Below are 23,309 nucleotides of genomic sequence, written 5' to 3'. Positions count from 1 at the left end.
GCTGGTCCACCATCACGTTGATGGTATTTTTTAATTCGAGGATTTCGCCTTTTACATCCACGGTGATTTTTTTGGAGAGATCGCCATTCGCCACGGCCGTAGTTACGTCAGCAATATTGCGCACTTGCGAGGTGAGGTTACCGGCCATGGAATTTACCGAGTCGGTTAAATCTTTCCAGGTTCCTGCAACATCTTTTACTTGTGCCTGGCCACCCAGTTTTCCTTCTGTACCTACTTCCCGCGCTACGCGCGTTACTTCCGATGCAAATGATGAAAGTTGATCCACCATCACGTTGATGGTGTCTTTTAATTGCAGGATTTCACCCTTTACATCCACGGTGATTTTTTTGGAGAGATCGCCGTTTGCTACCGCCGTGGTTACATCGGCAATATTGCGGACCTGGTCGGTCAGGTTGGACGCCATGAAATTAACGTTGTCGGTGAGATCTTTCCAGGTTCCTCCCACACCGGGTACGTATGCTTGCCCGCCGAGTTTTCCTTCCGTTCCCACTTCCCGCGCTACACGCGTTACTTCCGATGCGAATGAACGCAGTTGATCCACCATGGTATTGATGGTGTCTTTTAACTGGAGGATTTCACCGCGCACGTCCACAGTAATTTTTTTGGAGAGGTCACCGTTCGCTACCGCCGTAGTTACATCGGCAATATTGCGCACTTGCGAGGTGAGATTACCAGCCATGGAGTTCACCGAATCGGTCAAATCTTTCCAGGTTCCCGCGACACCGGGCACATTTGCCTGGCCGCCCAATTTCCCTTCTGTACCCACCTCCCGCGCAACACGTGTTACTTCTGATGCGAACGACGATAATTGTTCCACCATCGTATTCGCGGTTGTTGCTGAACGCAGGAATTGTCCTTTTAATGCGCGACCATCAACATCGAGTGCCATGGTTTGCGATAAATCACCTTTTGCTACCGCACCAATCACGCGCGCCATTTCCGTTGTCGGGCGCACCAAATCGTCGATCAGCGTATTCACCGAGTTAACAATCGTCGCCCATCCACCCGTCACCGAAGGAATCGCAGCGCGTTGCGATAATCGCCCTTCACGGCCCACATCGCGACTCACATCCGCAATGCCTTTTGCCAATAATTCATTGGATTCAATAATTTCATTGAGCGTATCGGCGATCTTGCCGGGCATGCCGGTTAAATCAGCGGGCATGCGTGCCGAAAAGTCGCCTTTCTTCAGCGCCATCAGAACATGCAGCAGAGCTTTCACATTGAGTTGCTCGTCCAACTGCACAACAGTATCCATGGCTTTCTCCTACGATTTACATGTTTATCAACGGATGAATAATGAGTGGTTATTGCCTGCGTATATTTGCGGTTTATGATTCCGGCTTTTTGGCTTTTCGCCGTTTATTTTTGGCAAGAATGGCAACGATGATAAAACTGTATGAAATCACGCGAATGACATAATAACTGGGCGAAGCTTCATGCAAGCTGGGAAATAACACCAGCGATACTCGATTTGCCCCCTCCAGAAAAAAAGACAAGGCAAAAAAAAGAAAAAAAACATCGTGTGTGCTTTTCCAAAAACGCAGGAAAAATAAACCAATAACAATGCAACAAGTGGCAATTGCGCCAATAAACATTTCACTCATTGTTTTTACTCATCAAAGATTAAGCCATACAACAATAAACCGAGCGCCGCCAAGGTGACTACCAAACGTAACGTCAGCATATTTTCCTGTGCGAAGAAAATCTTATCAGTAACCATTAAAACGTTATTAACCGTCAACCCCGCAAAACATACCCCGGCCCATAACAACAAGCGATACCGGCTATCAAAATAACTGCGCAATAGCAAAATTGCACAAATACCTGATGTCAATGCGCATAACGTGTAGATAATTGGTGCCATTATTTATCCTTATGAAATTTGAACGCATCCGCAAACATTTGCACGCGCTGCCCGGATGCCGATTTCGCATGAATCATATTCGTTACCTTGATCAAATTACGCGGATAGTACTCTGCCAGTTGATCAATTAATTGCCCCAATTCCACAAAGGCCGGTGCATAGATGTAGTCGCCAACAGCATTTGGAACAGGCTGGCAAATCCCCGCGTCGGCAAGATCCTTCAACATTCCCGCCGCTTGTGCCTGCCCCACATAAATGCGCTGTGCTATCGTCTTTACGCTCCATACCTGGCCGGGAGTTTGCTGCAATAACAGCATGATTTCCAGGTGCGGAATGGATGCAATCGAATTGATAAAGCGACGCAACTCATTTGATAAATTTGATGAGCTCATACTTTCAAGTTTCTTACTGTTTTATGGTCATTTGTTTTTATGGTTATATTTATTAAATTTTGAAACTGCTCTACATTTTTAGCCACATCAATCGTCATTTGCCAATACCGGTGGCGGCTATTTTGAGGTGGATATTTTCATTGGAACGATGGCTCAAGTGTAGCAAGCAGGGATTCGATTGCGTCCAGCTGCGCGGGCTTAATCAGGTGGTTGTTAAATCCCGCTTCACGGGAACGGCTTTTATCCTCTTCCGCGCCCCAGCCCGTTAACGCGACTAATACCATGCCTTCAAGCCCATCAATTTTGCGAATTTCCGCTGCCGTTTCATAACCATCCATGCCCGGCATGCCGATATCAAGAAAAGCAATATGGGGCTTGTATTCTTGTGCTATTTTTATTGCGGCCTGTCCGTCGTGCGCAACAAACAATGTATGGCCAACAAGCTGGAGCAACAGTGATAAGCTTTGCGCCGCATCAACATTGTCATCGACAACCATAATGCGTAACAATTTTGCATTGGTGTTGTGGCGAGAAGAAAATGTGTCCGCTGCACAACCTTCATCACAATGGACAATAGGAAGCTTCACAATAAATCTGCTACCCCTATTTTCAGAACTTGAAACATCAACCCGGCCGCCATGCATCTCAACGATTTGACGCACCAGTGTTAAACCCAACCCGAGTCCGCCCTGCGCATAACCCATGTTGCGTTCCACCTGGTTGAACATTTCAAAAATGGTGGGCAGCGCATCAGGGGGAATACCAATGCCATTATCTTCAACAGACAGTGTAAATTCGCTGCCCTCAACCGCCACATGAACATCAATGTGCCCACCTGCCGGGGTATATTTCGCAGCATTATTTAACAAATTGGAAATTACTTGTGCGATGCGGTTGGGATCGACATACAGCGATAGCGAGTCATCCTGAATATCAATACATAATTTATGCTGGCCGCTCTCAATGAGGGGAATACTGGTTTCGACCGCACGGGTAATTAATTCTTTAATAGTGATGGATTCTTTTTTCAAATCTATTTTGCCGCCGCTAATACGTGAAATATCCAGCAAGTCATCCACCAGATGCACCATATGATTTACCTGGCGTTCCATCATCTCACGTGTTTTTGCCAATGATGCAGCGCTGTCACCGCCCACCCGTAAAATCCCTAATCCATTGCGAATAGGCGCAAGCGGATTTCTTAATTCATGGGCCAGGGTTGCAAGGAATTCACTTTTGCGGCGATCCGCCTCGGCCAGGTTATCAGCGAGCCGTCGCAGCTCATCCGCAGCAAGTTGTTCACTGGTGATATCGCGAAAAATTTTGCTAAACCCGTGGATTTGGTTCGCGGTATCTTTTAATGGAACCAATACTCCATCGGCATAAAAACGGCTGCCATCTTTACGTATATGCCAGCGTTTATCGCTCGCAACACCATTCAAGCGCGCTGCATTGAATTCGCTTTGTGGATAGCCGGCAAAGCGATCTTCTTCGGTGTAAATCAAGCTAATTGATTTACCAAGCGCATCTTCGGACGGCCAACCGGTAACAGCGGATGCATCGCCTTCCCACTCGGTAATAACGCCGTCGAGATCAGTCACAATAAATGCATAACCTTTTGCGTTTTGTAAAATTAATCGTATGCGTCCTTCTTTAATATTAAGCTCGGATAAATAACGCGCTCGTTCACTCGCTGCCAATGCCTCTGTACGCTTGTGCAGTTCAATAAAAAATTCAACTTTTGATTTCAGCACAATCGGGTTGTACGGCTTGGTAAGGTAATCCACCGCCCCCAGTGAATAAGCCTCTTCGATAGGAAAATCTTCTGGCCGCGATGCGGTAATAAAGATGATAGGGGTTTGTGAACGCGTGCGCAGGATTTGGGCGACCTCCAAACCGCCAATGGTTGGTAAATAAAAGTCCAGCAGGATCACCGCAAAATCGTTGAGCAACGCCTGCCTCAAGGCTTCTTCACCCGACATTGCATAGATTAAATTTACGCCCGGATTCTCAAGGATGGAGCTAAACGCCAGTAGATTTGCCCGTTCATCATCCACCAACAGAATATTGACAGAGTTTTTTGTTTTCATTGGGTGTCCGGCGTTATTAAAAGTCAGTAAAGATGGTCCACAGAACAAAGGTCTGTCAATACTTCAGGTGTCAGATAATTAATTATGTGAATCCTGCGCAGCAGAAGCATTGCAAAATGATATCTCTCACTACCATGCATCAGAAATAATGCACAAAAGATAATTTAAACGACAAGGACGCATGGATAATTCCTGCACATCACATTAACAGAATTCCTATCCAACAAAACTCATTGGGTACAGTAAAAAATCGGGAGTTGATAGAACATGGATTATTGAGAAAATGAAGGCGGCCTATATATGTGAAAGACGTATTCCGTTGTGGCAATATTTTTCTCAATGCCTGCTCTGCCAGTTGATTAAGATGCACAGTTACTTTTTAGAATACTGGGCGAATACCTCGGCACCAGTCAGTTTTTTGGTGTCTTCACCAAGAGAATAGAATGCGGGTTTTTGCTCAATAAATATTTGCTCGGTCAACACCCATTCATTACTGCGATCGAACAATCCAACAGGTATCGCGTAATGCTCCTCGCGCTTTAAACGGTAAAATAAATGGGTACCGCATTTCTGGCAAAAACCGCGCTCAGCCCATGAGGAAGAATTAAATACGGTTATATTTTCAACGCCGTCAAAATTGACAGCATCGCCACATCCCGCTGAAAAAAAAGGACCGCCACCCCATTTCCTGCACATCACACAATGACAGGCATCAACATGGTTGTTTTTTGGTTGTGCGCTAAAGCGAACAGCACCGCACAAGCAGCTGCCGTTGAGTTTGATTGTAGAATCCATAAAGGCCCCTTTAATATTTCTTTTATAGTTATGTGGATGACAGTCACACGGATAATTGCTACATAGATTACAGCCGCGCGCAGTTATTCAACTTTAGTACCAATCCACCAGGTAGTGCCGCCAGCATCTTTTATACCACCGCGCTTATCTTCATCTTCTTTTTTTACCGGCTCTTGTATCGAAATTGCACCGGATTCCAGCGCGAGTTTATAGGTCGCATCAACATCCTTGACATAGATGTGCACATGCGCCGCAATGGACGGCCAACCATCACCCCCATCGGCAATCATCACAACAGTGTCATCAATGCGAACCTCAGCATGCATAACCCTGCCATCAGTGCTGGAATAGCGGCGCAATTCATCGGCGCCAAACACTTTTTTAAGGAACTCAATGGTGCCGTTAGCACCGTCAACCACCAGATAGGGCGATACAGAATTGTAGTTTGCCGGTTTATACGAATTACTCATAGGACCTCCTTTCAATTAGAAACCAATGTGCGTTGTGCCTGAAAAAGATGATAACAAATGCAGTGTGAAGTTCCTTAAATAGCACACCGCTGATTAATGCATTCATTAAAAACGTTACTTGCCGGTGTTCTCTTTACTGTTTAAAAGCCAGCGATAAGAACAGGCCGATTATAATTAGCTGGCATCTAATAAGATAAATCACAAACAATAAATATTTATTGCGCCGGTTCCAGATTTATAAAGCAGCGCTTGAGTCTTCGTCCGGGTTCCGTTAGTCTCGGCTGCGATTGAAAACCATAAAAATAAAAGGCTGCCGCACAAAACAACCAATAGATAATCAAGTAATTTCGAGCCCGCATAGTGATAAATTATGCGCAACTATAATTACACATAGCTATAAATTACTTCCCGATTAATTTTATTCCACTGTATGTAGCAATTATTAAACTGCGCGATGATCGCCTTTAACAATAATAAAACTGGACATCAACATCATTTGAATACGTTTTAACTTGCATTCAATCCACAGGTAATCCAGCAGGTTTTAATATTCATTCGCGGTGATTTTATGAAAGTAAAATTGCATTTTGCACATTGAAAATTCAAACATTACACCTTGGGGATAAGGAAAAGATGCTACCTCAAAAAATCATCATCCCGTTTGTACTATTACTGCTGTTGAGCCTGATCGGCGCCTGGGGAACAGCCCGTTTTTCAACACTTCGCCACGATCTGCTGCCCGCTGCAAAAAGCCATTTCCCCTGGCGCGCTACCGTTAATGGAGGAGCCAACCAGGGCCCGGCGGCGGCGATAGATTTGCGCGAAAGCGCTAACGCGTTGTCTGTCGATTTTCTATTACCTGCGGAGGCGACTTACCCCTACGCCGCACTCGGTGTAACACTGGACGATGACAAGTTCGGCGCGCCGCTAATGGACTGGTCTCGCTATTCAACTATGGTGTTAAACATAAAATGCCAGCCAGCAAATACCCTGGTTTTTTCCCTCTATACACAGGAGCCGGGCATCAGCCTCTTGCCTGACATAGAAAGTTTTCGGCCTGCACAATCTTTTTTTAATTGCACCGAAACAGGAAATCAGGTTCACATCGACTTTGCTGGATTAGCTACACCGATTTGGTGGCTTGAGAAATACCAATTAGGTGTTGCAAGCCAGTCACACCATATGAGCAGGGTGCGATCCTTTGCCATTATCAATTCATTCCAGAGCGCCCGGAATATTCACTCCGATATTACCATCGCGAGCGCCACACTGGAGGGGCACACACCAGCGCCGATTTATTCTGCATTAGCCATCGGAATAATGGCGTGGGTAGCATTCACCGTATGGCTCACACTACTTTTTGTAAAGAATAAGGGCAAACACCCACATCATCAGGCCAATTTCATTTATCAACCGGTAGCACAGGAATCCAAATACCATCGCGAGAAAAACAGCTTGCTCGATTATCTGGCAAGCGAATATATCAATCCAAAATTAACACTGGAAATAACCGCCATAGCGCTGGGTATAAACCGAACCAAAATCAACCAGTTCCTGAAAGAGGAAACCGGCCTGACGTTTGCCAGTTACTTAAATCGACTGCGGCTAATGGAAGCGGCGCGGCTATTAACTGAAAAGCAAATGGGTGTCGCTGAAGCAGCCTATGCTGTCGGTTTTGGTAACCTCTCACACTTCAATCGCACCTTCAAAAAAGAGTACGGATGCTCTCCTTCCAGCTATAAAAAACTCGAACCTTGCGTAAATTCGAACGCGCTTACCTGACTTATCTGCACGAACACTTGTACTTTCTGTACACGGATACGAATTCTGTCCGGCGAGGATACACATCAAACCTCGACAGCATAATAATGCCGCCCACACCAATTTTTACACACTGAAGTCTTCGCCCGAATAGCGTTAGCAATAATGGAGCGGAGCATTACAACACTGCGCAGACCAGTGAGCTGTTGCGTTTATCCAACCGCAAATAACGCAAACATTTATAAAAATGACGTGAGGATTTATCCATGAATCGCCCACAGGTTTTCCAATAACAATAAATAACAGCTCTGGAATTCAATTAACCAATAACCCTGAGTTAAAAGGAAAATGTTATGCGTAAATATCCTGTTTTTAAACATTTGGCGCTAATGATTAGCCTGCTTTGCGTAGCGCCATTTGCCGCGGCAAAATGGACAATAGAAAACGGCGTATTGCTCGACCCTAATGGTCAACCGTTTATTTTTCGCGGTGTAACCATCGACTTTGAAGTAGCGCCGGATAAAACCGCGCAGGCCATCAAAGATGCCGCAGACGCCGGCGCGAATGCCGTGCAGATAGAACTGAATGCAACTTACTATTATCCATTTACCATCGGCACAAAATTACCGGGCATTATTAAAGCCTGTAAAGACAACAAAGTAGTTTGTGTGCTTGAACCCAATAATGTTGCGGGTTGGCCGCAATCCGCCCAAATCCCCAGCCCGGGGACAACCATTGCATTCTGGACCGATTTCGGTATACGCGAAGCGATTGAAGGCCAGCAGGATTATGTAATTTTAGGTTTTGGCAACCAGGCATTTGGTGCCATGCCCAAAGAACAATACATCAGCTATATGGAAGGATATGAATCACTCATCAGGGAATTCGGTCCAAAGGATTTTCTGTTTATCGTCGACGGCAGTAACTGGGGGCAAGATTCCGATAAAGCGATGCAAACATTTGCTGCGAACAATAAGCAAAACAATCGCGGTAAAAATTTAATCTACTCGGTAGAAATGTTTGACGCCTATAAAACACCTGCACAAATTCGCGATTACCTGGCAAGTTTTTCGCTCATCGGTGCGCCCTTGGTCATCGGCGGATTTGCGCCTGAAGCTTATTATCACCCGCGCCACCCCGGCCCACTCCCTGCTGTAATCACCCCGTTACCGGCAGCATCAGCTATGCAATATGCACAGCAATATGGCGCAGGTTATTTTGCATTTAATTGGAGCGGCAACAAAAATGTTGCGTTAAATCTGGTGAGCAATTGGGACCCATTAAATTTAACCGAGTGGGGCAAGCTCGCATTTAATGACGTGAACGGTATTAAAGCCACTGCGAAAACAGCAACACACTTTTTCAATTCATCGAGCAGTTCCAGTACCGTATCAAGCAGCAGCTCCAGCAGTTCATCCTTCAATCCCAATGCACCGGTCGTCATTCTGCTTTCCAATGTGGTTTACAATAGTTGCGCCTCTGTCGATGGCGTTGCTTTTGCAGAAGATAGCGTTGATCCGGAGGGTGGCCCATTAACATTTGCGTGGGAGGTATCCGATGGAAATCATACCCAGCAATTCACCGGCCCCAATATCCGCTTTCCGATGAAGCAAGTTACCTTCTACACAGTTACAGTAACCGCCACCGATTCAACAGGGCTTTCCACCAGCAAAAGTACCAGGTTGTATCATTCCTATTCGGATAATTGCATAGGCTCATCCAGTAGTAGTTCGATAAGCTCCCGCAGTTCTTTTAGCAGCACCAGTTCCTCTTCATCTGTCGCACCTAAAGCCAGTTGCACGTATGTGATTAACAGCCAATGGTCAAATGGTTTTACCGGTGCGATCCGTATTAAAAATAATACCGCGCAAACATTGAATGGCTGGTCTGTAAATTGGCAATATCCTGACACCAAGAAAGTAACCAGCATCTGGAATGCAAAGCTGGGTGGCAACAATCCATATACCGCTAACAACGATACCTGGAATGCAAGCATTCAACCGGGGCAAACAGTAGAGTTTGGTTTTCAGGGAAATAAGCCTGCCGGAACAGCGGTGGTTCCTGTGGTGACCGGAGGGGTTTGCCAGTAGATCAACATTATCGTGAAGGATTAAAAAATTAGCGGCTGGTTCGGCCGCTAATTTTTACCAAAATATTATCGTTCAATAAATATAAGCTAATCACTTGCAATACCGTTAAGCATTCCTTTAGGGGCATTAGAACCTTGTTTGAAGTTCACTTCGTTCAACCACCGATGCATCAAAAAAGCGGTAGCAATGATCAAAAAAAGAATCCAGGACGCCGGCTCTGGCACCATGGAGAGCCTTAAACCATAGGTGCGCCCCTTTTCGCTGCCGTCAAAGTCAGGAGTGAGGACACTAATACTGATAGTCTCAATAGCCGCTGAACCAGCAAGCACGGTCATAGAAAACGCGCCTTGCAAATCTTGCCAAACATTCTTGAATTGAGGTTCACGGAGTGTAAAACCACCGCCTAAATTGTCATCGCTCGACCATATGTATGAATGCAGTGGATCTTCGTCTATTGAATTCTCAAACATTTTGACCTGAAGCACCGAACCCGGACTGAGTGCTTTCGCGCTCCAGAAAAGCCAACCCTGGCGCGATGCCGGATAGCCATAAAATGTTCCTGTGCCGGGCAAATCATTGAATTGGTAAGAATAGGTGTCACCAACATTTAATATTATTGGAGTCGCAGTAGCAGGCAGCGCCATCCCTAGCAATAGTAGGGCGACAATTTTGAAAATTTTCATAGTTAATCCTTAAATCATTTACTGGAAGCCGAATATTGCCTGAGTCGCAAATAGATTTAAAAACAACCATTAGCAATTTGCAGGGTGCTTTTTATTCTGATGGTTACTTGCTGGCAGCTCCTGCGCCATATATCCCAAATTTTTTAATTTAAAAAATCCCTCTGCACTTCATCAGTTTTGCGTTAATTAATTACTTTGCTGCAACGCCCAATCATACAAAAAATTCTTTTTCAAACCTGTCAATTTCGCGCCGATACTCGCTGCTTGTTTGACCGGCAACTCTTCCAGCAATACTTTCATAATATGAATTTGCTCGGGGGTAATCGCTTCGTTTTCCTGTTTGGGCGCACCGTGCACGAGGAGGACAATTTCGCCGCGTTGCTGGTTGGAATCAGCGGCCACCCAATCGACCAACGCACTGACTTTATCGCCCTTGATCGTTTCAAAGGTTTTGGTAATTTCACGCGCGATGACCACTTCGCGATCAGGGCCAAAAACGTGCGCCATATCTTGCAAGGTTTCAAGGATGCGGTGTGGCGCCTCATAGAAAATTAACGTGCGAGAATCGACGGCAAGTGATTGCAATTGTGTGCAGCGGGCAACTTGTTTGGCGGGCAAGAAACCTTCAAAGGCAAAACGGTCTGAGGGTAAACCGGCTGCACTGAGCGCAGCAATCATGGCGCAAGCACCGGGAATCGGCACTACCTGTATTCCAGCCTGGCGGGCACTACGGACCAGGCGATAACCAGGATCGGAAACCAGTGGCGTGCCCGCATCGGAAATCAAGGCGATGGAATCGCCGCCATGCATTTTGGCGATTAATTGGTCTACACGCGAGTCATCGCTGTGGTCGTGGTAGGCGATACAGGGTGTTTTGATACCGAAATGGGACAAGAGGCGGGAACTGTGTCGCGTATCTTCAGCGGCAATCAAGGCTACTGTTTGTAGAGTTTCCACCGCTCGCGGTACCATATCGTCCAAATTGCCGATGGGTGTGGCCACGACATATAAAATGCCCTGGTTTGAGGCTGTTGTTGACATACCGCTTTCCGGAAAAGGGAGCCGGGGCAGAAGGCCCTGACTCAAATGAATTTACAATTATCGCTGGTTTTTCACCGAGGTTTTCATGCCGATCAGGCTTTTTGCGCGCAATGTTTTACACACAACCATGACCGGCATGCTGGCTTCAGTGCTGGTACTAACCCTGAGCAGTTGCAGCAGCAACCCGCCCCAGCCCGAACAGCGCAAAGCACCGCCGGCAAAAACCCAAACCAAATCATCGGTTAGCCCCGGCCAGTTATTGGAAATGGCGCGCCAGCGCCAATCACCCGAGCGCGAAAGCCTGGTGTTGCAGGCTGCGCAAGCGTATATCGAAGATAACAAATTCAGCCGCGCGCGCGATTTGATTAGCGAGATGAACCCGGATGCCTTGCCCGACCAGGATTACATCAAGTACACCGACTTGCTCAGTACCCTCGCACTGCAAGAGGGCTCCAATTTTTTGGCGCACGGCATTCTAACCAAGCCACGCCTGGAACAACAATGGCAGGCAATGGAACCGGCCACCGAAATCGCGCTGCGCGAAAAACGTGCACGTGTGTTTGCATTATTGGGAGAAACCCGGCTGAGTGTTAACGAACGCATGCAATTATCGGCGTTGATCAATAACAAAAAACAGCAATTGGAAAATCAGGAAGCACTTTGGCAAGACTTGATGGCGATTCCATTTGCGGAGCTACAACAACTCGCCCTCAATGAAATGGGTGAAGCCGCGCGCGGTTGGTATAGCCTCGCGACTATCGGCAAAAATAACCAGATTGATCTGGAGCAACAGCGCGAACAATTGCAAGCCTGGTTGGGGCAATGGCCGCAACATCCCGCCCATGACAATTTGCCAAACGACTTGCGCTTACTGCAAAGCCTGATCGACAAACAACCGCAACAAATTGCACTGCTGTTGCCAATGCAAGGCAAACTCGCCGAAGTGGGCGAAGCGGTGCGCGATGGTTTTTTTGCAGCCTATTACCAGGCATTAAGTAACGGCCGTAAAACCCCGGAAGTGCGCCAATACGATAGCAGTGTCGATGCACTTGCCGCTTACCAGCAAGCCGTTGCTGATGGTGCGGATTTGGTAATTGGCCCTATCGATAAAGAAAAAGTTACCGAACTGAGTTTGATGCCGACGCTACAAGTGCCGGTGCTATCACTCAATTATCCCGATGCGCCACCGGCGGAACCGTTGAAAGGTTTTTATCAATTTGGTTTGGCAGTAGAAGATGAAGCGCGACAAGTTGCGCGGCAGGCATTTGTGGAAGGGCATCGCCAGGCAATGGTTATTATTCCCGCGCAAGAATGGAGCGAACGCAGTGCACGTGCTTTTGTGAATGAATGGGAAAAGCTCGGCGGCACAGTGGTAAATCGCAGCCAATTTACGGCGGGAGGCAATTATTCGAACCTGGTAAAAGATGCAATGTTGATTGAACAAAGCCAGGTCCGCGCGCGCGAACTGCAGGAATTGCTCGGCACTAAACTGGAATCTTTACCGCGCAGCCGCAGCGATGTGGATATGATTTTTTTAATCGCGGATCCAGCGCAAGCACGCCAGATCAAACCGACATTTGCATTTCATTATGCAGGAAAAATTCCGGTGTACTCCACCAGCCAGGTGTATTCCGGCGAGCCAAACCCGAAAGCAGATCGCGATTTAAATGGCATTCGTTTTAATACCATGCCCTGGTTGTTTGATACTTCCAGTCCCGAAAAACAAGCGGTAGCGCAGTACACCAAATCCGCTGCAGTCTATGGACGCTTGCATGCATTAGGTGCTGACGCATTCCGTTTGTATGCACGCTTGCCACAATTGGAACAAGTGCCACAAATGCGAATTTTTGGCGCAACCGGTGCATTGCATATGCTGGGTGATGGACGCATTGAACGCGAACAAATCTGGGTAAGATTCCGCAACGGTGATGCCGTGCCCTTGCCCGTCGTTATTAACGAAACCGATGTGCAATAGCTGTTTTCAACCAGCACCTTCGTCCATCACTAACATACACAGTTAAAAGGAATTACGATGAACCGCAGCAACAAGGATGTTACACCCCCAAGCGCCGACACCAGTGTGGTGATCGGCGCAACTGCCGAACTTTACGCCGAGCAATATTTACAGCAGCAAGGGCTCATTACCCGCGCGCGCAACTATCGCTGCAAGTTGGGCGAGATCGATTTGATCATGTTGGAACAGCAGCCACGCGGAAATGTATTGGTCTTTGTGGAAGTGCGTTTGCGGACGAACAAGCGTTTTGCACCAGCATTGGAAACCGTCGATTACCGCAAGCAACAAAAAATCATCAAAACCGCCATGCGTTTTTTGCAAGAGCAAAAACTTTACGACAAAATCGCCTGTCGCTTCGATGTGATAGCATTAGACCAAACCGGTACGGCACCGCCAGTCCAGTGGATTAAAAATGCCTTTTGCACCTGATGGATCTGCATTTACCTTTTGATCATTCAGCAAATAATGTTACTGATGAATAGCTTTACCGAAGCGAAGAACCTTAGTGAGTAATTATGGACCAACGTGTTATCACCCTTTTTCACGAGAGTATTGAAGCCAAGATGCATGCGGGCGAACAATTGGCCCCGCTCATTGCCAATGCCAGTGAATTTATTGTGCATGCCTTGCTTAACGAGAAAAAAGTCCTCACTTGCGGCAATGGCATATCGGCAGCGCAAGCGCAAATTTTTACCGCCAGCCTGATTAATCGCTTTGAGCAGGAGCGCCCCAGTTTACCTTCGTTTAACCTCGGCTCTGATTTCACTACCCAAACCGCAATCGGCAGCGATACCAGTTTTAACGATATCTATGCAAAACAAATTCGCGCCCTCGGGCAACCGGGCGATATTTTGTTACTGCTCACCAGCACCGGTAAAGCCAGCAATTTGTTGCAAGCAATTAGTGCCGCCCACGATAAAGAAATGCAAGTGATTGCGCTCACAGCTGGCGATGGCGGCGATGTTGCCGCATTATTAATGCATGGTGATATTGAACTGCGGGTGCCATTATTTGCCAAACCGCGCATCCATGAAGTGCATTTGCTCAGTGTGTTTTGCCTGTGTGATTTGATCGATCAACAGTTGTTTGGAGGTTTTTAATGCTGAAAATTCGCGCCTGTTTCCGTTTGATACTGACACTCAGCCTGTGCGCTTTTATGGTCAGCTATTTGGGCGGTTGTGCGCGAGTCATACACGCAACCACCAGTGAACCGGTTCAAATCAATAATAATAAACGTTCACTGGGCACAAAATTGAATGATGACCGGCTGGAAACCTATGCACGCGTTAACCTGTTGAAAGCTGACCCCGCCTTTGAAGATGCGCGCGTAAATATTGATAGTTTTAATGGTTTTGTATTATTGACCGGCCAGGTACCCACCGAACATTTGCGCCAGATTGCGGGCAATACCGTCGGTGCGATTAACTCGGTGCGCCAGGTACATAATGAATTGCAAGTTGGCCCGCAAGCGCGTTTTGGTTCGCAAAGCCTGGATGCATGGATTACCACCAAAATTAAATCGCGGCTAGTTGCAAGCAGTATCCAAAGCCGCCGGGTTCATATTATTACCGAGGCCCAAACCGTTTTTTTGATGGGTTTGGTTTCCCGTAATGAAGCAGATCGTATCGCTGAAGTTGCGCGCACCAGCGATGGCGTGCAACAGGTGGTCAAGGTGTTTGAATATCTGGATTAATGAATTGCCATTATCCATTCATCGTTATTCGTTTGCGTTTATCCAAACGGCAATCCCGCCTACCGGATTACCACTGGTAATCTCATTTCATCCTGTTAGTATCTTGCGCAGCGGCGATTGGGCCATCATTAAATAGCCAATCGTCATTTTTTTGATACGCAAAGGAAAAACATCATGATTTCTACCATTGTTACCCTGGTGATAATTGCCCTGTTGGTGTTCTACGTTATCGGGATTTACAACAAATTGGTCGCACTTAAAAACCGTTACCAAAATGCATTTTCCCAAATTGAAGTGCAATTAAAACGCCGCTATGACCTTATTCCCAACCTGGTAGAAACTGCAAAAGGGTATATCAAACACGAGCGCGAAACATTGGAAGCGGTAATCAGCGCACGTAACCAGGCAATCAACGGTTTGCAAGCAGCAGCGGCAAACCCCGGCAGTGCGGCAGCGATGACACAGTTGGCAGGCGCCGAAAATTTATTAACCAATGCCATGGGCCGCTTGAATGTGGTGATGGAGGCATATCCGGATTTAAAAGCATCGCAAAATATGATGCAGGTATCGGAAGAATTAACCAGCACCGAAAATAAAGTCGCTTTCGCACGTCAGGCATTTAACGATGCGGTCACCGAGTACAACACTTACAAACAAAGTTTTCCGCCCGTGGTTCTTGCAGGCAGTTTTGGCCATCGCGAAGATGCGACCTTGTTGGTATTTGCCGATAGCGCAGAAATACAAGCCGCACCGAAAGTGCAATTTTAACGCCGCTCAGACAAAGTCTTCCTTCTATATATAGAAGGAAGACTTTTACATTCTCGCACTGACTTGAAAGTCTTCCTTCTTTATATATAGCAATCACTCATTCCTATCGCAGGTTGCGCTTATGAATTTCTTTGAACACCAGGACCGGGCTCGACGCAACACACGCTATTTGATCTTTCTATTAATAGCAGCAGTGTTTTCCCTGGTGGCAATTACCACATTGTTATTTGCAACGCTGGCCTACTTCGGCCAGGAAGATCGCAACGAAACAACACAAACCGTCTGGCAGGGAATTATTCATTCCATAAACCCAGTAACATTTTTGTGGATCGCATCAGGCGTAAGTATCGTAGTGCTACTCGGCAGCTTGTTTCGCTTTGTGCAATTGCGCGGCGGTGGTAAATCCGTCGCCGAAGCAATGGGCGGACGGTTGTTAGCCGGCAATACGCAAGATGCGGATGAGCGCAAAATTCTGAACGTCGTTGAGGAAATGGCAATTGCTTCCGGCACCGCAGTACCGCCGGTGTATTTAATCGAAGAGGAAAGTATTAATGCGTTTGCCGCAGGTTATCACCTCCAGGATGCAGTGATTGGAATTACACGCGGCTGCATCCAAAGTTTATCGCGCGATGAATTACAGGGTGTTATCGCCCACGAATTCAGCCATGTGTTCCATGGCGATATGCGTATCAATATGCGTTTGATATCGCTGCTGTATGGAATTCTGGTGATTGGTTTAATTGGTGAGTTTCTGATTCGTATTTCCGGTAATCGCAGTGTGAGCCGATCAAACAGCAAGGATAATTCACCGGCAGCCCTACTCGCTTTAGGTGTGGGGTTACTGGTGATTGGCTATACCGGAATATTTTTTGGCAATTTAATCAAATCGGCAGTGAGCCGCCAGCGCGAATTCCTGGCCGATGCTTCTGCGGTGCAATTCACGCGCAACCCGGAAGGTATTGCTGGCGCCTTGAAAAAAATCGGCGGCAGTAGTTATGGCTCCGAATTAAAAAATGAACATGCTGCCGAATTCAGCCATATGTATTTTGGCCAAGGGGTAAAATCCTTTTTCAATTTGATGGCCACACATCCCCCCTTGGAGGAACGCATCAAACGAATTCAGCCAAGCTGGAATGGTGAATTTTCAGAAAGTGTATATATAAGAAGGAAGACTTCTGAAGCCAATGAGACAGACGCGGCGATTAAAGAAGAATTGCTAGAGGTAGTTTCCGCATTTGATGGCAACGTAGTAACCAAAGCAGTCAATGAAACCGCAACACAAACCAGCATTGATATCGAACAAACCCTGACACAAATCGCCCAACCAACCCAGGGACAAATTGGTTATGCGCGTGCACGGCTTGCGGAAATTCCCGAACCATTGAAAATTGCTGCGCGTGAAAGTTTTAGTGCACGTGCGATCATTTTTGGTTTATTGCTGGATCGCCATGCACAAACTGCGCAACACCAATTGGCGTTACTCAGTGAACATTTGCCTGAAAATGAATTTCAACAATTGCGCCCACTTATTTCGACAGCTTCATCACAACATGCAGGATTGCGCTTGCCGCTCATCGAGCTTTGCTTGCCCGCGTTAAAACAATTATCCCCCGATCAACATAATGGATTTCTGGAGTGCATGAATGTGCTGATTAGTGCCGATAAGAAAATCAGTTTGATGGAGTGGGCACTTCATCGCATCGTGCTGCACAACAATTATCAAGTGCCATCGTTTGATCACAACCGCAACCTGCAACAATTACCCGATGAATGCGGGATTTTGTTATCGACACTCGCTCATGCCGGCGCAACTAATCCGGGTGCGGCACAAAATGCTTTCGCGCGCGCACAGGCAGAGCTGGGCTTCACCATTGAATTATTGCCAAAAGACAAAACCCGCCTGGTTGATCTGGATAAAGCATTGGATCAACTCAATCGCGTAAAGCCGCTGCAGAAACCACAACTGTTAAAGGCAATGAGCCAATGTGTGCTACAGGACAATCGCGTAACGATTGCCGAAGCGGAACTCTTTCGCGCAATAGCCGACAGCCTGGATTGTCCCGTTCCGCCGCTGGTCCTGACGGCCGGCTGAAAATCATAAAAAATTATTGAGTTAACGCAAAGCATTCCCATTTCTGGTGTTGGATCATCTACAACAAGCGGTGCACTAACAGGTATAATGCGCCGCACTTGATTCGTTACAGAAAGAACTCCGCAAACCTAAAGCATCCCGCCAACCAAATGAGGTAATCACCTTGCAACTGGACAACGCATCTGTTGCGCAACTGCGCGAATGGGAAAGCCAACTCACTGAACAATATCAGGCTATTCTCGCTAAAAAACTGAACCTGGATTTAACCCGTGGCAAACCTTCTGCCGAACAGTTGAACCTGTCCGATGCGATGGACGGTTTGCTGAAGGGTAATTACATTGCCGCCGACGGCACTGATACCCGTAACTATGGTGGTCTGGATGGTTTGCCCGAGGCCAAACAATTGGGCGCACACATTATGGGCGTAGAGCCAGCTAATGTGCTGGTGGGTGGAAACTCCAGCCTGACCCTGATGTTCCAGGTAATGCTTGCCGCTTACCAGTTCGGATTGAAAGACGCTGCCAGCGCCTGGAAAAACGAAGGTGAAGTTAAATTCCTGTGCCCGGTTCCCGGCTATGACCGCCACTACACTGTATGCGAGCAACTCGGCATCAAAATGATCAACGTTCCCATGACCTCAACCGGTCCGGATATGGATGTAGTTGAGTCATTGCTGAAAGCCGATAAATCCATCAAAGGTATGTGGTGTGTGCCCAAGTATTCCAACCCGACCGGTGTGGTATACAGCGATGAAACCGTTGAGCGCATCGCCAAACTTGGTCAGGTCGCCAGCGCCAACTTCCGGGTATTCTGGGATAACGCTTACTCGGTCCATGACCTGGTTCCAAACGCACCGCAGCTAGCCAGTATCCTGGACGCAACCCGGCGCAATGGCACTGAAGATTCTGTAGTGCAATTTGCCTCTACCTCAAAAATCACCCATGCCGGTTCCGGTGTAGCTTTCGTAGCTGCCAGCGCTGCTAACCTGGCCGGCTTCAAGAAGTTTTTGAACAGCTGCACTATTGGGCCGGACAAGGTAAACCAAATCCGTCACAGCCGCTTCCTGCCGAGCAAAGAAGCATTGTTGGCCCATATGAACAAGCACGCCGAATTGTTGAACCCGCGCTTTGAAGCAGTGCTGACCGGTCTGAGCAAAGCATTTGACGGTACAGATCTGGGTACTTGGGAAAAGCCTGTCGGGGGTTACTTTGTTTCATTTGACACGCGTAAAGGCTGTGCAAAAGAAACCGTACGCCTTGCGGCCGAAGCCGGTGTAAAACTGACTCCAGCCGGTGCGACCTATCCCTACGGTAAAGATCCGGAAGATCGCAATATCCGTATCGCACCGTCAGTACCTACAGTGCCGGAAGTTGTCGGAGCAATGGAAGTATTTGTAATTTGTGTGAAATTGGCATCAGTGAAACAACAACTGGCCAGCGTCAGCTAAATACCAGTATTTACGCCTCGCCCACAAAAAAGCCGCTACCCAGCGGCTTTTTTGTTTTTGCAGATCAATAATCCAGAAACCAACTGATCTAATAGATTCAGATTAATTCCAAAAGACTTGGTCTGTTATTTTTTTTCTTTCTATACTCAAATTAGCGCGTCATATGAGTACGCGTTATTAACCCATCCCATTAACCTTTTACTCTTTACCCGATTAACGATTTATTAGTTAACCAATGATTCATTACTCAACTATTTGCCCATAAAGATTGTTTAACTCACTAAAGACTGTTTACCCCTTTTCTCTGCGCTTATGCCACAGGAGATTTTGTATGGGTGTTGCTGCAACTGTAGAAAAATATTTAAAAGCAAAACAGATCGAGTTCACGCTGCTGGAACATGAATATTGCGAGGGTTCATACAATACAGCACGTGTCGCCAAGATTGACGATCATTGCCTGGCCAAAGGCGTACTCTTACGTGATGAGGATTTTCATTACACCCTGTGTGTACTCCCCACACGCAACAAAATATTACGCCATACCCTGAACCAGATTTTTGATCGCCACATGGAGTTGGTAGAAGAGGAAGAGCTTACCGAAATATTTAAAGATTGTGCCGAAGGAGCAATACCTGCCTTGGGCGAAGCATATGGAGTGGATGTGATTTGGGATGAAGAGCTATTAGGTGTAGAGGAGATTTATATTGAAGCAGGTGATCATCGCCATTTGATCCGCCTGAAGCAACCGGACTTTATTCAATTGATGCAAGACAAGCTACACGATCACTTTAGTGCTGAACGCGCGCGTCACAGCAAACTGCCCAAAAAATATGTACGCCAGGAGTACGAGCTTTAGCCTCTCAAATATCGGGATTAAAAAAGCCGCCAGGTTTCTCCCCTGGCGGCTTTTTTAATTTAGCACGACCGATTTAACACCTGGCAACAACCGATTGATCGCCACTAGTAAATACATAACGACGAAGGTTTTAATCCCGGGCTAATCAACAGGAACTAAAACTACGTTCGGTGCGTTAGCTGCACGAGCTGCATCAGCCACTGCAACATAGGTTCCGGTACTTGCACGTCCACTTGCCTGGATAATTACCGTTGCCAGCGGTAATTCAGCGCGCAAGCGTTCAATGTTCGAACGCACCGTACGCAGATCGACACGGCGCTCACCTTCTTTTTCCATTACCCATATCTGATCATCTGCCGATATCCGCACCAGGATATTAGGCTCTGCATCTGCAGGAGCAGAATAATCATTCTTTTCCGGTACATTAGGGTTAAATCCACTCTCCTTTACAAACGAGGCGGTCACGATAAAGAAAATCAACATGATAAAGACCACATCAAGCATCGGCGTCAGGTCAATCTCATTAGCATCATCGCTAGCTTGCCTTTTTCTTCTACGACTCACCTTGGAACTCCCCAGTTTCATCAAGCCATGCTGAAAGAAAATTCATTTTAACGGTTTTCACAGTCTTTTGGCCCGAGGAAAAAACAAATGATTGAGATTAACGCCATAACCAGACCGGTAATGATAAAAGCAATATTCATCCAGCAATAATTAAGTTATCTACCAATAGTTACCGAGGTAACAAATCGCGATCAGAGCAGTCATACATTGGGACAATTAAAAGTAATTATCCCGCTAAAAGTAATTATCCTTCGGCTGGTTTTAGGCTTAATGACTATTGGCATAAGCACATAACAAAAATAACGGCTACAAATACCTTCCATTGAATCCAACCTGAATCAAAGTGCTAGTTAGCAGGTATTATTACGCATCAACACACTGCACAAACATGTTTCAACATCAACACGACTGGATATTGGCAAAAAAATCATTAACGCAACGCATGTATCGAGCCCAAAGCGCACAATGTTTTGCGTGTAGTAGTACCGTTGGGGTGATGATAAGGTGGATTAATTGCGCTGATGGATTGGATAACAACATCACAAAACAAGATCGTGAGAGTAAATCAACGTGCGTTAAAAACTTAAATCACTACCTTCGATAATCCTTTCGCAGCCATCCACCCACTCCCCCAATGCCCCTTAAAAAGTTTTTAATCGCGATAAAAAAACTATTTACGAACATCGAAAAGGGAAAAATTGAAGGGTCAAATACTATTAATTTACGTCTGGAGTAGATGTCGTTAACGAAGATAAAAACTAAAAAAACAAAATTTGAAGAGCTAATTTGCATTTATAAACATACAAATTTGAATCTATGATCATGCTGAATCAAGACTTGGATACAGATGCTTCAACAGAAAAACTTTACTTTAAAATCCGAAAAACACATTTTTTTACTAAAAATTGTCAAAAAAATGCGTTTTTCTTAACTATTTAGCGCAAAAAACTTGAATTTTTTTAATAAAGTTTTAACTTATACATGTTGGACTTTTTAAACCATTTATCGACCTTTCGAAAACTATAAAGGAAGCACACCATGGCTGCACGTAAACAAACCGCTGTTAATACTGTTGCAAGTTTGGAACAGCAATTAGCTCAACTGAAAGCGCAATTGACAAAAGCTCGCGCAGCTCAGGCAGCTGATGCCGGTAAAGCTGTTGCTGGTTTGACAAAAGACGCTGCTAAAACTGCTGCAGCTCTGAAAGCTGCCCAAAGCAAGTTGGCTGCTGCTGCTAAAAAGAAAACTCCTGGTTCAGCTAAAGTTGTTGCAGCTGCTAAAGCTGCTGTTGCTGCTGCCAAGAAAGATGCTGCTGCTGCTAAAGCTGCTGTTGCTGCCGCTAAAAAAGAAGCTGCTGCTGCTAAAGCTGCTGCTAAATTGGCCGCTGCACACGACAAAGCAGTTGCTAAAGCTGAAGGTGCAGTTGCAAAACGCCTGAAGGCTTCTGCCAAGAAAGCTGCGGTAAAAACCAAAGCTGCAGAGAAAAAAGCTGCTGCCAAGGCGAAAGTAGCTGCCAAGAAAGCTGCTGCTAAAGCGAAAGCAGCAGCCAAAAAGCAAGCAGCCAAAACCAAAGCAGCAGCCAAAAAAGCTGCACTGAAGAAAAAAGTTGCTGACAGAAAAGCTGCTGCCAAAGCGAAAGCTGCTGCGAAGAAAGCCGCGGTAAAAGCTAAAGCAGCTGCCAAAAAGACAGCTGCGAAAGCGAAGTCAGCAGCTAAAAAACCAGCCGCTAAAAAAGCACCTGCAGCGAAGAAAGCTCCAGCTGCTAAAAAAGCGCCTGCAGCTAAAAAGGCTCCAGCTGCTAAAAAAGCACCTGCGGCGAAGAAAGTTCCAGCTGCTAAAAAAGCAGTAGCCAAGAAACCAGCGGGTGCTGCACCAGCAAAACGTGGTCGTAAGCCAAAGGCGGCTGCACCAGCTGCTGCTTAATTAGCGATTTAATTCGCAATAAAAAAGGCACCTTCAGGTGCCTTTTTTATTATTCACAACAAACATTATCAATTAATCCGTTCAATGCTCCTGAAGCGCCATTTGATTGAACACATAAGCGTACATTAACAAGCGCTGCTCTTCTCCTTGCAGGTTAAATTCCAAACCATAACTCACCAGTATTCCGTCCAATTGATGATCAGTCGGTTCTACCCGAGACCTGACTACACCAGTTAAAATCAACTCACGCTTCAATTCACGAATATCCACTTGAGCTTTAAGTTCCAATACATCACCAATTTCAGCAATCTCATCGCTCAATTCAACGCGCGCGCCAGAGATACTGATATCTGAAATAACGCCTTCTATAGCTATAGGAAACTCCAAACTCGTATTAGTTACGATTACTTTTTCATTAACAACGACACGCGTTGCGCTGCGAATTCCTTTGAAGGTAACTGATTCCGGATAACTCAAATGGAGTATCGGATAAGGATCAAGGGTTAAGCTTTCTAACACACCAGCAAAAATTCCAATCCCATTATCTATCATCAGACGAACGACGATTTTTTGGCCAGCCCTGAATTTAACAAGCTTCCCACCTTGTTTGGGTACGGACAATAAAAGGCTGCGCCCTGGCAAGCAACCAATAAGCCGGCAAGAAAAACGCTCAGGTTGTCCCGCAAGATTATTAGTTTGCAGCTGTAATGGATAACCGTAAGCAAGTTTTAATTCTTCGAAT

Annotated in this window: 22 protein-coding genes; 11 read left to right on the top strand and 11 right to left on the bottom strand. The window is 46.3% G+C overall.

The window, feature by feature from the left end; all coding sequences use genetic code 11:
* The 7 genes from A596_RS22275 to A596_RS17415 all read right to left on the bottom strand — a co-directional run.
* Nucleotides 1–1,279 (bottom strand): HAMP domain-containing protein (locus tag A596_RS22275; RefSeq protein ID WP_152600228.1); only part of this gene is annotated, 1,279 nt, incomplete at its 3' end.
* A 73-nt stretch (nucleotides 1,280–1,352) separates the two neighbouring features.
* Entirely contained in the window at nucleotides 1,353–1,628 is a 276-nt protein-coding gene (locus A596_RS17440) for a DUF5985 family protein (protein WP_039917212.1), read from the bottom strand.
* 5 nt (nucleotides 1,629–1,633) lie between these two features.
* Complete coding sequence (locus A596_RS17435) at nucleotides 1,634–1,888, bottom strand: DUF5985 family protein (protein WP_039917211.1); 255 nt, start codon at nucleotides 1,886–1,888, stop codon at nucleotides 1,634–1,636.
* A complete protein-coding gene (locus A596_RS17430; RefSeq protein WP_039917210.1) occupies nucleotides 1,888–2,280 on the bottom strand; it encodes a hypothetical protein in 393 nt (130 codons plus the stop codon). The genes A596_RS17435 and A596_RS17430 overlap by 1 nt, the downstream gene beginning before the upstream one ends.
* 137 nt (nucleotides 2,281–2,417) lie before the next feature.
* A complete protein-coding gene (locus tag A596_RS22270; RefSeq protein WP_052417637.1) occupies nucleotides 2,418–4,370 on the bottom strand; it encodes a hybrid sensor histidine kinase/response regulator in 1,953 nt (650 codons plus the stop codon).
* 372 nt (nucleotides 4,371–4,742) lie between these two features.
* On the bottom strand, nucleotides 4,743–5,165 hold the full coding sequence (locus A596_RS17420) for a GFA family protein (RefSeq protein WP_039917209.1): 423 nt from the start codon (nucleotides 5,163–5,165) through the stop codon (nucleotides 4,743–4,745).
* A gap of 83 nt (nucleotides 5,166–5,248) precedes the next feature.
* The gene (locus A596_RS17415; protein WP_039917208.1) at nucleotides 5,249–5,635 is read right to left on the bottom strand and encodes a VOC family protein; all 387 of its coding nucleotides are present in this window, start codon (nucleotides 5,633–5,635) and stop codon (nucleotides 5,249–5,251) included.
* A 633-nt stretch (nucleotides 5,636–6,268) separates the two neighbouring features.
* Here A596_RS17415 and A596_RS17410 point away from each other — a divergent pair.
* Together A596_RS17410 and A596_RS17405 are read left to right on the top strand one after the other, a co-directional pair.
* The gene (locus A596_RS17410) at nucleotides 6,269–7,417 is read left to right on the top strand and encodes a helix-turn-helix domain-containing protein (protein WP_039917207.1); all 1,149 of its coding nucleotides are present in this window, start codon (nucleotides 6,269–6,271) and stop codon (nucleotides 7,415–7,417) included.
* A gap of 332 nt (nucleotides 7,418–7,749) precedes the next feature.
* On the top strand, nucleotides 7,750–9,486 hold the full coding sequence (locus tag A596_RS17405; protein WP_039917206.1) for a cellulose binding domain-containing protein: 1,737 nt from the start codon (nucleotides 7,750–7,752) through the stop codon (nucleotides 9,484–9,486).
* Nucleotides 9,487–9,572: 86 nt separating this feature from the next.
* Here A596_RS17405 and A596_RS17400 read toward each other — a convergent pair whose 3' ends face one another.
* Both A596_RS17400 and rsmI read right to left on the bottom strand, forming a co-directional pair.
* Nucleotides 9,573–10,169 (bottom strand): PEP-CTERM sorting domain-containing protein, encoded by a 597-nt coding sequence (locus A596_RS17400; RefSeq protein WP_039917203.1) that lies wholly within the window; start codon nucleotides 10,167–10,169, stop codon nucleotides 9,573–9,575.
* Nucleotides 10,170–10,355: 186 nt separating this feature from the next.
* On the bottom strand, nucleotides 10,356–11,210 hold the full coding sequence (gene rsmI / locus A596_RS17395; protein ID WP_039917202.1) for a 16S rRNA (cytidine(1402)-2'-O)-methyltransferase: 855 nt from the start codon (nucleotides 11,208–11,210) through the stop codon (nucleotides 10,356–10,358).
* Nucleotides 11,211–11,295: 85 nt separating this feature from the next.
* On the opposite strand from rsmI, the gene A596_RS17390 reads away from it, so the two are divergent.
* The 8 genes from A596_RS17390 to A596_RS17355 all read left to right on the top strand — a co-directional run bounded on the left by A596_RS17390 (nucleotide 11,296) and on the right by A596_RS17355 (nucleotide 20,080).
* Nucleotides 11,296–13,185: a penicillin-binding protein activator gene (locus A596_RS17390; protein WP_235425769.1), complete on the top strand. Its 1,890-nt coding sequence runs from the start codon at nucleotides 11,296–11,298 to the stop codon at nucleotides 13,183–13,185.
* Nucleotides 13,186–13,242: 57 nt separating this feature from the next.
* Entirely contained in the window at nucleotides 13,243–13,653 is a 411-nt protein-coding gene (locus A596_RS17385) for a YraN family protein (protein WP_052417636.1), read from the top strand.
* A gap of 86 nt (nucleotides 13,654–13,739) precedes the next feature.
* A complete protein-coding gene (locus A596_RS17380) occupies nucleotides 13,740–14,324 on the top strand; it encodes an SIS domain-containing protein (RefSeq protein ID WP_039917200.1) in 585 nt (194 codons plus the stop codon).
* Entirely contained in the window at nucleotides 14,324–14,917 is a 594-nt protein-coding gene (locus A596_RS17375; protein ID WP_039917198.1) for a BON domain-containing protein, read from the top strand. Before A596_RS17380 ends, A596_RS17375 begins: the two co-directional genes overlap by 1 nt.
* Before the next feature lie 171 nt (nucleotides 14,918–15,088).
* Entirely contained in the window at nucleotides 15,089–15,685 is a 597-nt protein-coding gene (locus A596_RS17370; protein ID WP_200882967.1) for a LemA family protein, read from the top strand.
* Between the two features lie 121 nt (nucleotides 15,686–15,806).
* On the top strand, nucleotides 15,807–17,777 hold the full coding sequence (locus A596_RS17365) for a M48 family metallopeptidase (protein ID WP_039917193.1): 1,971 nt from the start codon (nucleotides 15,807–15,809) through the stop codon (nucleotides 17,775–17,777).
* A 163-nt stretch (nucleotides 17,778–17,940) separates the two neighbouring features.
* Nucleotides 17,941–19,224 (top strand): aspartate aminotransferase type Ic, encoded by a 1,284-nt coding sequence (locus A596_RS17360; RefSeq protein WP_039917192.1) that lies wholly within the window; start codon nucleotides 17,941–17,943, stop codon nucleotides 19,222–19,224.
* A gap of 331 nt (nucleotides 19,225–19,555) precedes the next feature.
* Nucleotides 19,556–20,080 carry an aminoacyl-tRNA deacylase gene (locus A596_RS17355; RefSeq protein WP_039917190.1) on the top strand — a complete coding sequence of 175 codons (525 nt, stop codon included), beginning with the start codon at nucleotides 19,556–19,558 and terminating at the stop codon, nucleotides 20,078–20,080.
* A gap of 141 nt (nucleotides 20,081–20,221) precedes the next feature.
* Here A596_RS17355 and A596_RS17350 read toward each other — a convergent pair whose 3' ends face one another.
* Nucleotides 20,222–20,644 (bottom strand): ExbD/TolR family protein, encoded by a 423-nt coding sequence (locus A596_RS17350; RefSeq protein ID WP_039917518.1) that lies wholly within the window; start codon nucleotides 20,642–20,644, stop codon nucleotides 20,222–20,224.
* 1,038 nt (nucleotides 20,645–21,682) lie between these two features.
* On the opposite strand from A596_RS17350, the gene A596_RS17345 reads away from it, so the two are divergent.
* The gene (locus tag A596_RS17345; RefSeq protein WP_039917188.1) at nucleotides 21,683–22,567 is read left to right on the top strand and encodes a hypothetical protein; all 885 of its coding nucleotides are present in this window, start codon (nucleotides 21,683–21,685) and stop codon (nucleotides 22,565–22,567) included.
* Nucleotides 22,568–22,648: 81 nt separating this feature from the next.
* Here the strand turns inward: A596_RS17345 and A596_RS17340 are convergent.
* A partial coding sequence (locus A596_RS17340) for a flagellar brake protein (RefSeq protein WP_039917186.1) occupies nucleotides 22,649–23,309 on the bottom strand: 661 nt, incomplete at its 5' end.

It is taken from the genome of Cellvibrio mixtus subsp. mixtus J3-8, assembly GCF_000766945.1.
In the GTDB taxonomy this organism is placed as follows: Bacteria; Pseudomonadota; Gammaproteobacteria; order Pseudomonadales; family Cellvibrionaceae; genus Cellvibrio; species Cellvibrio mixtus_A.
This window is presented reverse-complemented; position numbering and strand designations above follow the sequence as displayed.